12 protein-coding genes and 2 tRNA genes are annotated in these 13,202 nt (G+C 30.3%); 5 read left to right on the forward strand and 9 right to left on the reverse strand.

What is annotated here, in order from left to right; translation table 11 throughout:
- Positions 1 to 231 precede the first annotated feature (231 nt).
- Positions 232 to 1,566: an NADP-specific glutamate dehydrogenase gene (gdhA, locus tag Q0984_RS02085; protein ID WP_299522832.1), complete on the reverse strand. Its 1,335-nt coding sequence runs from the start codon at positions 1,564 to 1,566 to the stop codon at positions 232 to 234.
- 473 nt (positions 1,567 to 2,039) lie between these two features.
- Here gdhA and Q0984_RS02090 point away from each other — a divergent pair, with 473 nt between their 5' ends.
- A complete protein-coding gene (locus Q0984_RS02090) occupies positions 2,040 to 2,327 on the forward strand; it encodes a hypothetical protein (protein WP_299522836.1) in 288 nt (95 codons plus the stop codon).
- A gap of 18 nt (positions 2,328 to 2,345) precedes the next feature.
- Here the strand turns inward: Q0984_RS02090 and prf1 are convergent, their stop codons facing one another.
- Complete coding sequence (prf1, locus tag Q0984_RS02095; protein WP_299522838.1) at positions 2,346 to 3,584, reverse strand: peptide chain release factor aRF-1; 1,239 nt, start codon at positions 3,582 to 3,584, stop codon at positions 2,346 to 2,348.
- 117 nt (positions 3,585 to 3,701) lie between these two features.
- Between prf1 and Q0984_RS02100 the strand changes: the two genes are divergently transcribed.
- A complete protein-coding gene (locus tag Q0984_RS02100; protein WP_299522841.1) occupies positions 3,702 to 4,226 on the forward strand; it encodes a zinc ribbon domain-containing protein in 525 nt (174 codons plus the stop codon).
- On the opposite strand, the gene rimI is transcribed toward Q0984_RS02100, so the two are convergent.
- Positions 4,216 to 4,653: a ribosomal protein S18-alanine N-acetyltransferase gene (gene rimI, locus Q0984_RS02105; RefSeq protein ID WP_299522844.1), complete on the reverse strand. Its 438-nt coding sequence runs from the start codon at positions 4,651 to 4,653 to the stop codon at positions 4,216 to 4,218. The two genes, Q0984_RS02100 and rimI, sit on opposite strands and share 11 nt — an antisense overlap.
- A 75-nt stretch (positions 4,654 to 4,728) precedes the next feature.
- On the opposite strand from rimI, the gene Q0984_RS02110 reads away from it, so the two are divergent.
- From Q0984_RS02110 to cobK, 3 genes are read left to right on the forward strand one after another with little or no spacing between them, the layout of a single operon-like run.
- Positions 4,729 to 5,115 (forward strand): UPF0146 family protein, encoded by a 387-nt coding sequence (locus Q0984_RS02110; RefSeq protein WP_299522846.1) that lies wholly within the window; start codon positions 4,729 to 4,731, stop codon positions 5,113 to 5,115.
- Between the two features lie 9 nt (positions 5,116 to 5,124).
- Positions 5,125 to 7,581, forward strand: coding sequence for a calcium-translocating P-type ATPase, PMCA-type (locus tag Q0984_RS02115; RefSeq protein ID WP_299522850.1), 2,457 nt, complete (start codon positions 5,125 to 5,127; stop codon positions 7,579 to 7,581).
- Positions 7,578 to 8,378 carry a precorrin-6A reductase gene (gene cobK / locus Q0984_RS02120; RefSeq protein WP_299522853.1) on the forward strand — a complete coding sequence of 267 codons (801 nt, stop codon included), beginning with the start codon at positions 7,578 to 7,580 and terminating at the stop codon, positions 8,376 to 8,378. Before Q0984_RS02115 ends, cobK begins: the two co-directional genes overlap by 4 nt.
- A gap of 6 nt (positions 8,379 to 8,384) precedes the next feature.
- On the opposite strand, the gene Q0984_RS02125 is transcribed toward cobK, so the two are convergent.
- The 6 genes from Q0984_RS02125 to Q0984_RS02150 form a co-directional block, all read right to left on the reverse strand.
- Positions 8,385 to 8,467 (reverse strand) — tRNA-Ser (locus Q0984_RS02125).
- Between the two features lie 49 nt (positions 8,468 to 8,516).
- A tRNA-Ser gene (locus Q0984_RS02130) sits at positions 8,517 to 8,599 on the reverse strand.
- Between the two features lie 39 nt (positions 8,600 to 8,638).
- On the reverse strand, positions 8,639 to 8,947 hold the full coding sequence (gene rpsJ, locus Q0984_RS02135; RefSeq protein WP_004033033.1) for a 30S ribosomal protein S10: 309 nt from the start codon (positions 8,945 to 8,947) through the stop codon (positions 8,639 to 8,641).
- A gap of 72 nt (positions 8,948 to 9,019) precedes the next feature.
- Entirely contained in the window at positions 9,020 to 10,261 is a 1,242-nt protein-coding gene (gene tuf / locus Q0984_RS02140; protein WP_299522857.1) for a translation elongation factor EF-1 subunit alpha, read from the reverse strand.
- A gap of 151 nt (positions 10,262 to 10,412) precedes the next feature.
- Positions 10,413 to 12,605: an elongation factor EF-2 gene (locus Q0984_RS02145; protein WP_299522860.1), complete on the reverse strand. Its 2,193-nt coding sequence runs from the start codon at positions 12,603 to 12,605 to the stop codon at positions 10,413 to 10,415.
- 26 nt (positions 12,606 to 12,631) lie between these two features.
- Positions 12,632 to 13,192, reverse strand: a complete 561-nt coding sequence (locus tag Q0984_RS02150; protein WP_299522863.1) for a 30S ribosomal protein S7 — start codon at positions 13,190 to 13,192, stop codon at positions 12,632 to 12,634.
- Positions 13,193 to 13,202 lie beyond the last annotated feature (10 nt).

A 13,202-nucleotide genomic window follows, 5' to 3' on the forward strand; every position in this document is an offset into this window, starting at 1 on the left:
TATTAGGAACATGTAAAAGTATTACGAAAATAGGGTAGGTTTCCTAAAATTAAGATTAATTAAATAAAATTCATTAGTAATCTATTATTTGATTTCCAACAATCTTAGGACAATTTACTTTTTTATTATCAAAAAGTTAATATTTTTTAGTAAAAATCTAAAAAAACAGAATCATCCCGATAAATAATAAATAAAAAAAATAAGAAAGCTATAGAATTAACTATAGCCAAATTAAACTATTCCTTGTGCATTCATTGCATCTACTACTTTTTCGAAACCAGCTATGTTTGCACCAGCTACGTAGTTTTTCTCAAGCCCGTAGGATTTAGCTGCTTCATCAACATTAGCAAAAATGTTTTCCATAATAGTTTTAAGTTTTCCATCAACTTCTTCAAAAGTCCAAGATAATCTTTGGGAATTTTGAGCCATTTCTAATGCAGAAGTAGCTACTCCACCCGCATTAGAAGCTTTTCCTGGTCCAAATAATACATCATTATCTTGTAAGTATTCAGTTGCTTCAATAGAAGTAGGCATGTTTGCACCTTCAGCAACTGCTACAACACCATTAGCTACTAATTGTTTAGCATCATCTAATAATAATTCATTTTGAGTTGCACATGGAAGAGCGATGTCACATTTAACAGACCATACACCTTTACCTTCATGATATTCCGCACTTGGTCTTGCTGCTGCATATTCAGTTAATCTTGCACGTTTAACTTCTTTTACTTCTTTTAATAAAGCTACATCAATTCCTTCAGGATCATAAATCCAACCAGTGGAATCAGAACAGGTTACAGGATTACCACCTAATTCTTGTGCTTTTTCAATAGCATAAATAGCTACGTTACCTGCACCAGATACTGCAATGGTTTTTCCTTTGATATCAATATCATTTGCTTTTAACATTGCATCAGTGAAGTATAATAATCCATATCCGGTAGCTTCAGTTCTTGCTAATGATCCACCATAAGATAAAGCTTTACCAGTTAATACTCCCTCAGATAATCCCCTAATCCTTTTGTATTGACCATATAAGAAACCAATTTCTCTACCACCAACACCAATATCTCCTGCTGGAACATCAGTATCTGCACCAATGTATTTGCATAATTCTGTCATGAAACTTTGACAAAATGCCATTATTTCTCTGTCAGATTTTCCTTTAGGATCAAAGTCAGAACCTCCTTTACCTCCACCGATTGCAAGGCCAGTTAAGGAGTTTTTGAAAATTTGTTCAAAACCTAAGAATTTAATAATACCTACATTTACGGAAGGGTGGAAACGTAATCCACCTTTGTAAGGTCCAATTGCACTGTTAAATTGTACACGGTATCCTGTGTTTACTTGTACTTGACCATTGTCATCAACCCATGGAACACGGAATTTTAATTGTCTTTCCGGATTAACTAACCTTTCAAGAAGTGCATTTTTCTTGTATTCTTCTTCATTTGCTTCAATAACAACCCTTAAAGATTCCAATACTTCTTTTACAGCTTGATGGAATTCTGGTTCAGAAGGGTTTTGTTTTATAGTTGATTCTATTACATCATCTACATAAGACATAATATTTTCCTCCGTTAATTAAAATATTAATTACAGAATTTTCTAGAAATTGATTAAATAATTCAAAAATCTATTTAAATAAATAATATTATTTTCTAAAAATTTCCAACATTTGTTCAGTACATATCATTAAATAACATTCAGATTTTGACCTGAAATAAGCCAAAATATTTAACAATATAATAATTAATATATCTGTTCTATTATTAAAAACTTTCACTTTTTTAAATAAAAATAAAAAAACATTCAACATAATTAATAAATAGTATGGACAAAAATACATATTTTCAAAAAAACAATAAGTATTTATATACTACTTTTTACATAATAATTTACAAAAACTATTAAAAATCATTTTCTAATATACAAAAAAATAAAACATATGAATGATTTTTAAAATTTCCAAATAACTATCTACATAAATAAACAAAAGTTAAAAATTAAATAAAAAAATTAAAAAAGAGAGAAATAAAATGACTGTATATAACCCAAATGAAGAAATAAAAATACCAAAATCGAAATATAATGAATTAAAAGAAAACTATTTAAAAAATCCAAAAACTATTTATTCCATTTATAATGCATTTAACAAAGAATATCCTATGGAGAAAAAAGTATTTATTAAAATAATCAATAAGATTAGACTAGAACAAGGAGTAACTACTCACAAACCACTTAAAAAAACAAAAAGAATGAATAATCCATTTAGCTACCACGACAAACATCCAGATAGCTATATTTACGCAGAGTATTCAAAATAAAAGGCAGATGTACCATGTTTATCCAACATGGTACCTTAAAATAGCTGCAACCCCACCAAATGCTCTTAAAAGTTGCATACCTTCTTCAGTTTCTGTAGAAATAAGTTCAACACTGGAATTCATTTCTTCAGCTTTTTCAACAAAATCTTCAATTAAAGTTTGTGAAGATTCTTCTTTTAAAATTTCATTACATTTAGAACAATGTTTTTCAAGTTTATCTGCTTCACTTTGAGATTTTACTGTTATTTCTTCTTCATTACCACAAGTAGGACATTTGAAAACTTTACGCATAGCTTCAAGATCTTCAGACAATAATAATGTGTCAACAGCACCCATAATTAAATTAGTTCTAACTTCTCTTTCACCATAAGATGCAAGACCTTTATCTTTTACTAATTCATGCAAGAACTTTTGAACTGTTTTCTTTTCTTGCATAACATCCAAATCATTTAAAATATCTGCAGATTTATCAATAACTTCCCTAATACCAAATTCTCCAGTATAAGAAGTATCTACAGTAGCTATAATTTTATCTTTAATTTCATAGTTAAGATAATCTCCTTTTACAAATTCTTCTTTTGTAAAACCAGGACCTCCTATAATAACTCCTTCAAGTTCATCTAAAGCTAAGAAATCTTCATTCATATGTTCCCCAATACGTTTTTTAAACTCATGAGCAGCAAGATCAATTACACGGTCAAACCTTCTTTGTGATTGTCCTCCTGCTTTATGTTTACCTGGAACCCCACTTGTTAAATGATTCAAAATATTAACTTTTTTACCTTTTAAAGTAGCAATTGTAGCTTCTTTCCTATCAATAACTGCTAAACCATAAGTTTCCCTTTCTTCAATCATGTATTCAAGAGGTTCTAAGAAAAACTCATTGTTACATTGATACCAGTAAGTAGTAATAGGTTCCGGAGGTTCAAAAACATATGTTTCCATTTTTTCAGTTCCAGGACCTCCTCTCGGAATCATACCAACGAAAAGAACCAAACCATTTTCAGGAGCTGCTTTGAATAATCTTATCCTTTGTAAAATTACTTCAATAGCTGATTGTACATTTTTCCTGGTTTGTTTACTTTTAATATTAGCACTTTGACCAAGCTCATCCCTCATCTGTTTACCAACATCACTAATTTGTTTATCATGAGGAATATAAACGGAAACAAGCTCTGTACCTCTACCTTTTTTTTCAGACAATTCTTTTAAAGTTTTTTTAAATTTATATAATTCTTTTGATGATACATCTGCCATTTTAATCCCTTAAATTATTATAATAATATATTTATGTAATTTTACCTTATAAATAATTAATGAAAGAAATTTAAATAGTATAAATACTAAGTAATAATAAATAACGAAGATGATAATATGGTTTTAAGAAGATGTCCAAACTGTCATGCAACAAGTGATGACCAATACGGATTTTGTATCAAATGTGGATATGAATTCCCAAAAATAGCTGAAAATGAAAATGCATGCCCTTACTGTGGATTTTCAAATCCGGAGGAAGCTACTTTTTGTGTTAAATGTGGAACTCCCCTAATTTTCAAAAGCCAAACCCATGAAATAAACAACAGTTTAAATCCAATAATTATTAAAAAAGAAATAAGTAAATCTGCACAAAACATGGATTACAAACCTACCAGCAAAATAATAATTATTCTTGGTTATATATTTTCATTACTTGGCGGAATAATTGGAGCAATATTAGCAATTTATCTTGCAACAAGAAAAGACCCAATAGCTAAAAAACACGGATACATCCAATTAACTATTTTAATACTTTATGGAATTTTAATATTAGTACTTTATTTAACTGGAAATCTTGATTTAAATACAATTAATAATGCTACTCAAATGTTAAATGGTAATTTAACTAGTATTAACCCTTAATTGGCAAATACATTACTATAGCACCATCACCATTATTATAGTAATGAGGTACTGTTCTATCTACTTCAAAATTAAATTTTTTATAAAATTCAAAAGCACCATCATTATTCTCATTTACTTCCAAAAGTATTTTATTTACATTAAATAATGATAATATACTTATTGCTTTAGACAACAATTTTGTACCTGCTTTTTTCCTTTGATAATCTTTATCAACAGCTAATGATATAATATGACCTTCATTTTCATATTTAATCCAAAATAAAATATATCCTATAATATACCCATCATCTTCAGCTACTAAAAATCCTGCACCAATATTATACAATTGCATAAACATGTTTAATTCATAAGATTCATCAAAGGACATCTCTTCAATTTCACAAACACGCTTTAAATCGTTAGGAACAAACTCTCTAATTATCATCAATAAACCTATAATTTAAATTAATCTTGAAAAATATATATTATTAAATAAATATATAATTTTTGAGGTTAAAGAATGTGGGATGATTTTGCAGAGTTTATATTAACACAATCAACTAAAAATCCAACAAAAATAGTTGAAGTTGCAGTTGGAAAATTTGATGGTGTTTATCAATATTTAAAGAGAAATGAAAATATAGAAATCATAAAAACTGATATTTTACCAAATGATAATGAAGTCATAAAAGACGATATTACAAATCCTAATTTAGATTTATATAAAAATGCAGACATAATATACTCAATCCGTCCACCTAGTGAATTACAACCTTATATTGAAAAATTATCTCATGAAACAAATGGAATGATTATAATAAAACCATTATGTAATGAAGATTTAAACATAGGATTTCACAAAGCAAAATTAAAGAATTACAAAAAAGCAAGTTTTTACATATTATAGGTGTTATTAATGGAAAACCTTTTAAAAAAATACCATACTTCAAAAGAAGGATTGAATTCTGATGAAGTTCTTAAACGTCAAAAACAAAATGGATTAAATGAATTAAAAGAAAAAAAGAAAAAAAGTCCAGTAATTTTATTTTTAGAACAGTTTATTGATGTGTTAATAGGATTACTTATTGTTGCTGCAATTGCAGCATATTTCGTTGGAGATGTTATTGATTCATGTGTAATTTTAATAGCTGTACTTTTAAATACAATAATCGGATTTATACAAGAATACCGTTCCGAAAAAGCAATTGAAATGCTTAAAAGCATCACCACATCACATGCTGTTGTTAAAAGAAATGGGGAAGTGCAAAAAATTGATTCGAAAGAATTAACCATTGGAGATATTGTGCTTCTTGAAGAAGGAGACAAAGTTCCTGCAGATTTGATATTAATTGAAACCAACAGGTTAAAAATTGATGAATCTAATTTAACTGGAGAATCTTTACCTGTTGAAAAATCTTCAAAAGAAGAAGCATATATGGATTCAAACGTAACCTTAGGAAATGGAATTGGAATTGTAACCTCCATAGGTATGAATACATCCATTGGGAAAATAGCTGAAGTAATTCAAAAAGAAAAAGGAGAAACTCCACTTCAAGAAAAAATGGATAAACTTGGAAAAACATTGTCAGTAATCGCAATTATTGTCTGTATTTTTATTTTCATTTTTGAATTATTTAAAGGAGTTCCCATTGTTGAGACTTTTTTAACAGCAGTCTCCCTTGCAGTAGCAGCAATACCTGAAGGATTACCTGCAGTTTTAACTTTAACACTAGCTTTAGGAATGCAACAATTAACTAAATCAAATGCAATTGTCCGCAGATTACTTTCAGTAGAAACCTTAGGTTCTTGTACTGTTATTTGTAGTGATAAAACTGGAACATTAACTGAAAATAAAATGACAGTTAGAGATACTTTTTTCTACAATGAAACTAAATCTTTAAAAATTAATGCAATGTGTAATAATTCCACAATTAGAAATGATAAAATAATTGGAGATCCAACTGATGGTGCTGTTTTAAAATACAGTCAAGATCATGATTATTTTAAACAGAATTTAGAAAAGAAATATCCTAGAATTAATGAAATTCCCTTAGACAGTAGTCGTAAAATGATGACTACTATACATGAAAAAGATGAAAATTATTTAGTTCTATCTAAAGGTGCACCAGAAATCATTATTGATAAATGTAAATATATAGATAATAATGGAACTATTGAAATAATTGATGATTCTATAAAGGAAACATTAAGTAAAAAAATAGATGAAATGACCAATAATGCTTTAAGAGTTTTAGGAATAGGATATAAAAACACTGAAAATATAGATAAAAATATAGAAAATGATTTAATATTTACTGGTCTCGTTGGAATAATTGATCCTCCAAAAGAAAATGTTGATAAATCAATTACAGCATGTAAAAAAGCTGGAATAAAAGTAATAATGATTACTGGAGATCATTTAAAAACAGCTTCAGCTATTGCACATGAAATTGGAATATTAACAAACGGAAAAATAATAGACGGTAATCAATTAGACAAATTAAGTGATGAAGAATATTTTGAAATTGTAGATGACATTCAAGTTTATGCAAGAGTAAAACCAGAACAAAAAATGAGAATTGTTGAAACATTGAAACAAAAAGGAGAAATTGTTTCAATGACTGGTGATGGTGTAAATGATGCTCCTGCACTAAAAAATGCATCTATTGGTGTAGCTATGGGATCAGGTACAGATGTTGCAAAAGAATCTGGAGACATGATTATACAGGATGATAATTTTGGAACAATAGTAACTGCAATTCGTGAAGGTCGTAAAATATATGACAATATAAAAAGATTTATCAAATTCCAAGTCTCCACAAATGTTGGAGCTATTTTAACTATAATTGGAACAAGTATATTCATGCTTCCCGTTCCATTTAATCCCGTACAATTACTCTGGATTAATATTGTAATGGATGGACCCCCAGCACAAACTTTAGGTATGGAAGATTATGAAAAAAATATAATGAATCGAGAACCTGAAACTGGAGACATATTAAATAAAAAAGTATTAATAAAAATATTTGTTGCAGGACTTGTAATGGCAATAGGTTCAATAGCATTATTCAGTTATAAATTAACAATCGGAGCTAGTCAAAAACAGGCTATGACTGTTACATTTACATTATTTGTAATATATCAATTATTTAATGCATATAATTCAAAATCAAACTCTGCTAAAAGAAGTACATACCTTTATCTAGCAATTATAATTTGTTTCATACTACAAGTATTAATTGTATATATTCCAGAATTACAAACAATATTCAGAACAACAAGTATTGGAATTATAGACTGGATTTTAATATTTATAATAGCTGCTACAATATTAATATCAAATAAAATAATGGACAAATTAGTGGTAGAATGAAAAAACTAAAAATTTTGCTTATTGGTGGAACCAAAGATGCAAGCAATATAACCCAACATATAAAAGAAAACTATGATTCATATATTTTAACTACAACAACAACAGAATATGGATCCAAATTAGCTATTGAGTCAGGAAGTGATGACACAATAGCTAAACCACTTTTAAAAGATGAATTCATAAAACTTATTGAAAATAATGACTTCAATCTTTTAATTGATGCAACACACCCTTACGCATCACACATCACACAAACTAGTGTTAGTTTATCTGAAATTTGCAATATAAATTATATTAGATTTGAAAGACTACCTTCAAACTTGGAAAATATAGATACCTCCAGAGTACATGAAGTAACTTCACTAGATGAAGCTGGAAAATTAATAAAAAGTAATTATAATAATGGAAATGTACTTCATCTTGCAGGAGCTAACACAATGGAAAATATTCTAAAGTATGTTCCAGTAAGCAAATTTTATGCACGAATTTTAAAAGTTCCAAAATCCTTAGAAAAATGTGAATCATTAAGAATTCCAGAAGACCACATCATCCCAATGAAAGGTACATCTAGCTTAGAAGAAAACATCAAAATAATCGAAGAAACAAATGCAGATGTAATAATAACAAAAGAAAGTGGGGATATCGGAGGAGTTACCAATAAAATCAATGCAGCTAATGCAAAAGATATAGATATCATAATGCTTAAACGTCCAAAAATTAAAAATTTAAATAAAAAAGACATAATTTCTAATTTAAATCAATTAGATGAAAAAATAAACAACTATTTTTATAATTAAAAAGAACGCCGAGACTGGGATTTGAACCCAGGCGGAGAAACTCCACAGGATTTCAAGTCCTGCGCCTTACCAGACTAGACTATCTCGGCCTACACACTATTAAAAAAAATTAAAATATATAATAAAAATTAAAAAGAACGCCGAGACTGGGATTTGAACCCAGGCGGAGAAACTCCACAGGATTTCAAGTCCTGCGCCTTACCAGACTAGACTATCTCGGCATGTAAAACAGAAAAAATATTTAGAAAAAATCTAAATATTTATCCTTTAAGTTCTATTTCAATACTTACATTATCCGGAACATTAACTTTCATGACTTGTCTCATAGCACGTTCATCAGCACCGATTCCGACTAAACGTTTATGAATTCTAAGTTCCCATTTTTCCCAAGAAGCTTTTCCTTCTCCATCTGGAGATTTTCTTGTAGGAACTACTAATTTTTTAGTAGGTAATGGGATAGGACCAGACAAATCAACACCAGTTCTTTCAGCGATTTTTTTAAGTTGATCACAAACATAAGCTAATTTTTCTGGATCAGTTCCTGTAAGCTTAATTCTTGCTTGATGCATTATTATCCTCCAAAAATAAAAAAATAAAAAAAGAAAGGATGAAACCTTTCTTTTAATTAACCATTTGCAAATCTATTTAGCTGGGGTAACGTCAATACATAATCCAGCAGCAACAGTTTGACCCATATCCCTAATAGCAAATCTACCCATTTGTGGGATTTTTTTAGCATTTTCGATTACCATAGGTTTGGTTGGTTTAACTTTTACGAATGCTGCATTACCAGTTTTTAAGAAGTCAGGATTTTCTTCAGCTACTTGACCAGTTGCAGGGTCTAATTTTGCAGTTAATTCTAAGAAAGTACATGCAACTTGAGAAGTGTGACAGTGGAATACAGGAGTGTATCCAACAGTAATTACACCAGGGTGTTGTAAAACAACGATTTGAGCATCAAATTCTTTAGCTACAGCAGGAGCATCGTCAACGTGACCAGCTACGTCTCCTCTTCTGATATCGTTTTTACCTACACCTCTTACATTGAATCCGATGTTGTCACCAGGTTCAGCAGTTTCAAAGGTTTCGTGGTGCATTTCGATAGATTTTACCTCACCAGAAGCTCCAGCAGGTTCGAAGATAACGTTTTCTCCTTTTTTCATGATACCAGTTTCTACTCTTCCTACAGGTACAGTTCCTACACCAGTAATGGAGTATACGTCTTGAATAGGAATCCTTAAAGGTAAGGATACAGGTTTTTCAGGAGCAGCTAAGTTATCTAAAGCTTGCATTAAAGTGTCTCCTTTGTACCAGGAGGTGTTAGAACTTGCATCTTTAATGTTGTCTCCTTCAAATGCAGAAACAGGGATGAAAGGTACTTGAGCAGGGTTGAATCCAACGGTTTTAATTAAGTTAGATACTTCTTCTTTTAATTCGTTGAATTTATCTTCATCATAATCTACTAAGTCGATTTTGTTAATTGCAACAATAAGTTGGTTAATACCTAAAGTTTTAGATAAGAAAACGTGTTCTTTAGTTTGTGGCATTACACCATCATCTGCTGCTACTACTAATACACCAGCATCTGCTTGGGAAGCACCAGTAATCATGTTTTTAACGAAATCTCTGTGTCCTGGACAATCTACAACAGTGTAGTCGTATTTTTTGGTAGAGAATTTTTGGTGAGCAAGGTCAATAGTTACTCCTCTTTCCCTTTCTTCTCCTAATTTATCCATAACAAACCTAAATTTGTTTTCACCATCATCCAATTGTTGTTCAGCAATTGCACCTGCTTTTAATAACAAGTGTCCAACTAATGTGGATTTTCCATGGTCAACGTGTCCAATAAATGCTAAATTAATATGTTCTTTAGTTTTTGCCATAATAATACCTCTTTTCGTATAAATCGAAATAACATTCATTAAGCTTATAATTTTAGCTTAATTTAAATTTTAATTATTCACATATAAATATGTAATGTTTTTTTCTTAATATTTAATAAAAAATATAAAAAAATTAAAAATTTAATTTTAATTATCCTACGTAATGTTCAGGACCATAAGGTTCTGGAGATAAGCCTTTTCTTTGCCTAATCTCTTTAACAATTTGGTTTTGCATTTCACGTGGTAATCTTTCAAATCCAGACATTTCAGTAGACCATAAACATCTACCTTCTGCAGCAGATCTGATATCTCCAGCGAAACCGAACATTTCAGCTACAGGAACTTTAGATTCAATAGTAGCCATGTCTCCTTCTTGACCCATGTCAACTATTTGACCTCTTCTGTTTTGGATTTCCCTAGTACATGGACCCATGTAATCTTGTGGAGTGTTAATGAATACTTTTTGCATAGGTTCAAGTAAAGTAGGACCAGCAGACATCATAGAAGCATAAATTGCATTTCTGATAGCTGGTAATACTTGTGCAGGTCCTCTGTGAACTGCATCTTCGTGAAGTTTTGCATCATGGAGTTTGAATTTTAATCCCATAGCAATTTCTTTAGCTAAAGGTCCATCATTAAGTGCAGATTCAAATCCTTCAATTAAAAGTTCTTTTACTTCATCTAAGTATTGGATACCACGAGTAGCATTAATGAATAAACTTCTGTTGTAAACATCCCATACTTTTCTTGCTTCTTCTTTATCTAAACCATATTCCATGAAGTCATTAGCAGATTCTTTACCTTTAACTTTACCTTCTTTTAATTTACCTTCTTGTAAAGCTTGGAAAAGATTATCTTCTAAAGGTTCAACAGTAATGTAGAATCTGTTATGTTTGTTTGGAGATTTACCTTCAACTTCAGGAGATAATTGAGATACAGTTTCTCTGTATACAACAATAGGTTCAGAAGTTTGGATTTCTACACCTTTATCTTTAATTCTGTAACTGATAACTTCTAAGTGAAGTTCTCCCATACCTGAAACTAAGTGTTCACCAGTTTCTTCGTTAATTTCAACTTTAATAGTTGGGTCTTCTTTAGCTACTTGTCTTAATACTTCAATTAATTTTGGTAAGTCTTTAGTATTTTTAGCTTCTACAGCAACAGTAACTACAGGTTCAGATATGTGATCTAATCCTTCAAATTCTTTGATTTTATCATCAGGAGAACAAATAGTTTCCCCAGCAATTGCACCTTTTGCACCAGCAATATATACAATATTACCTGCAGGTACAGCATCAGTATTAACTCTTTCAGGTCCGAAGTAAACACCTACTTGTTGAACTCTGGATTTAGCATGAGATCCAACTAAGTATACTTCAGTACCTTTTTCAATGGATCCTCCATAAACCCTACCAGTAGCAATTTCACCAGCATGTTTATCTACAGATACATTAGTAACCATTACAGCTAAAGGTCCATCTGGACTTGTAGTAATCATACCTTGACCTGCAGGAGATTCAATGTCACCATCCCAAATATTAGGTACCCTGTATTCTTGAGATACTTTAGGAGAAGGTAAATGTTCTACTACCATACCAAGTAATACTTCAGATAACGGTACTTTTTGAGCTAATTCTTTTTGTTTATCTTCATTACAGTAGTCAATAATATCTTTGAAGTTAACACCAGTTTCTTGCATCATTGGAACATTAATAGCCCAGTTATGATAAGCTGAACCGAAAGCTACACTACCATCAGTAAAATCTACAGCCCATTCTTCTTTTTTATCTTCAGGAGCCATATTTTTAATTAATTTGTTAGCTTCCATGTAAATATTAATGAACCTTTTTTGTAATTCTTCTGGTTCTAATTTTAACTCATTGATTAATCTATCAACTTTATTAATGAATAAAACAGGTTTAACATTTTCTTTTAAAGCTTGTCTAAGTACAGTTTCAGTCTGAGGCATGATACCTTCAACAGCACAAACAACAACTACTGCACCATCTACAGCTCTCATAGCACGAGTTACGTCCCCACCAAAGTCAACATGACCTGGAGTATCAATTAAGTTGATTAAATATTCTTCATCTTTATAATTGTGTACCATTGATACGTTTGCTGCATCAATAGTAATACCACGTGCTTGTTCTTGTTCATCAAAATCTAAAAACCTTTGATCACCAGCAAGTTCTTCAGAAATCATTCCTGCACCTGCTAAAAGGTTATCGGATAATGTAGTTTTACCGTGGTCAATGTGAGCACAGATACCAATATTCCTAATGGATTCTGGTTCATACATTAATTCCTTAATTTTTGCAATCATTTTCTCTCTTCTACTCAAAGAAATCACCTTATATAATTATATGATTAGTGTGCTGCTTTTGCAACTCTTTCTTTTTCTTCTTTTTTCTGTAAAGCGAAACTTCTAGAATCTTCTTCAGAAGCAAGAATTAATTCATCAGCTAAACATTCAGCAACAGATTTTCTATTTTTAAATGCTGATTGTAAAGTTCCTCTAGTTAAGAAACCTAATGAAAGATCAACTCTTCTTTGTGGAGAAATATCTACTGCTACTTGGTATCCAATACCACCATATTTAATACGAGTAGTTTCTTCACGAGGAGAAGTATTTTCAACTGCAGTAACTAAAACTTGAACAGGATTCTTTTTAGTTCTTTTGTTGATAATATCTAATGCATCTTTTACAGTATTGTAAGCTTTATTTTTCTTACCTGAGTTAATGTGAGTCCTCATGATTTTATTCATTAATCTTTCAATAATAGATACTTTAGATTTTGCGAACTGTCTTTTTACATGTCTACCTGAAGTATGAGGCACAAGAGTTTCATCTAAGCAGATGTATTTTACTAAACCTAAATCTTCGACTTTAACTTCGTCGAGTTCCCATTTATCAAATAATTTACTCATAAAAATACCA

It is taken from the genome of uncultured Methanobrevibacter sp. (assembly GCF_934746965.1).
Taxonomy (GTDB): domain Archaea; phylum Methanobacteriota; class Methanobacteria; order Methanobacteriales; family Methanobacteriaceae; genus Methanocatella.

What these genes read in the sequence shown, in the direction of transcription:
- gdhA (WP_299522832.1), bottom strand. Translation starts at nt 1,566, where the DNA reads ATGTCTTATGTAGATGATGTAATAGAATCAACTATAAAACAAAACCCT.
- Q0984_RS02090 (WP_299522836.1), top strand. Translation starts at nt 2,040, where the DNA reads ATGACTGTATATAACCCAAATGAAGAAATAAAAATACCAAAATCGAAA.
- prf1 (WP_299522838.1), bottom strand. Translation starts at nt 3,584, where the DNA reads ATGGCAGATGTATCATCAAAAGAATTATATAAATTTAAAAAAACTTTA.
- Q0984_RS02100 (WP_299522841.1), top strand. Translation starts at nt 3,702, where the DNA reads ATGGTTTTAAGAAGATGTCCAAACTGTCATGCAACAAGTGATGACCAA.
- rimI (WP_299522844.1), bottom strand. Translation starts at nt 4,653, where the DNA reads ATGATAATTAGAGAGTTTGTTCCTAACGATTTAAAGCGTGTTTGTGAA.
- Q0984_RS02110 (WP_299522846.1), top strand. Translation starts at nt 4,729, where the DNA reads ATGTGGGATGATTTTGCAGAGTTTATATTAACACAATCAACTAAAAAT.
- Q0984_RS02115 (WP_299522850.1), top strand. Translation starts at nt 5,125, where the DNA reads ATGGAAAACCTTTTAAAAAAATACCATACTTCAAAAGAAGGATTGAAT.
- cobK (WP_299522853.1), top strand. Translation starts at nt 7,578, where the DNA reads ATGAAAAAACTAAAAATTTTGCTTATTGGTGGAACCAAAGATGCAAGC.
- rpsJ (WP_004033033.1), bottom strand. Translation starts at nt 8,947, where the DNA reads ATGCATCAAGCAAGAATTAAGCTTACAGGAACTGATCCAGAAAAATTA.
- tuf (WP_299522857.1), bottom strand. Translation starts at nt 10,261, where the DNA reads ATGGCAAAAACTAAAGAACATATTAATTTAGCATTTATTGGACACGTT.
- Q0984_RS02150 (WP_299522863.1), bottom strand. Translation starts at nt 13,192, where the DNA reads ATGAGTAAATTATTTGATAAATGGGAACTCGACGAAGTTAAAGTCGAA.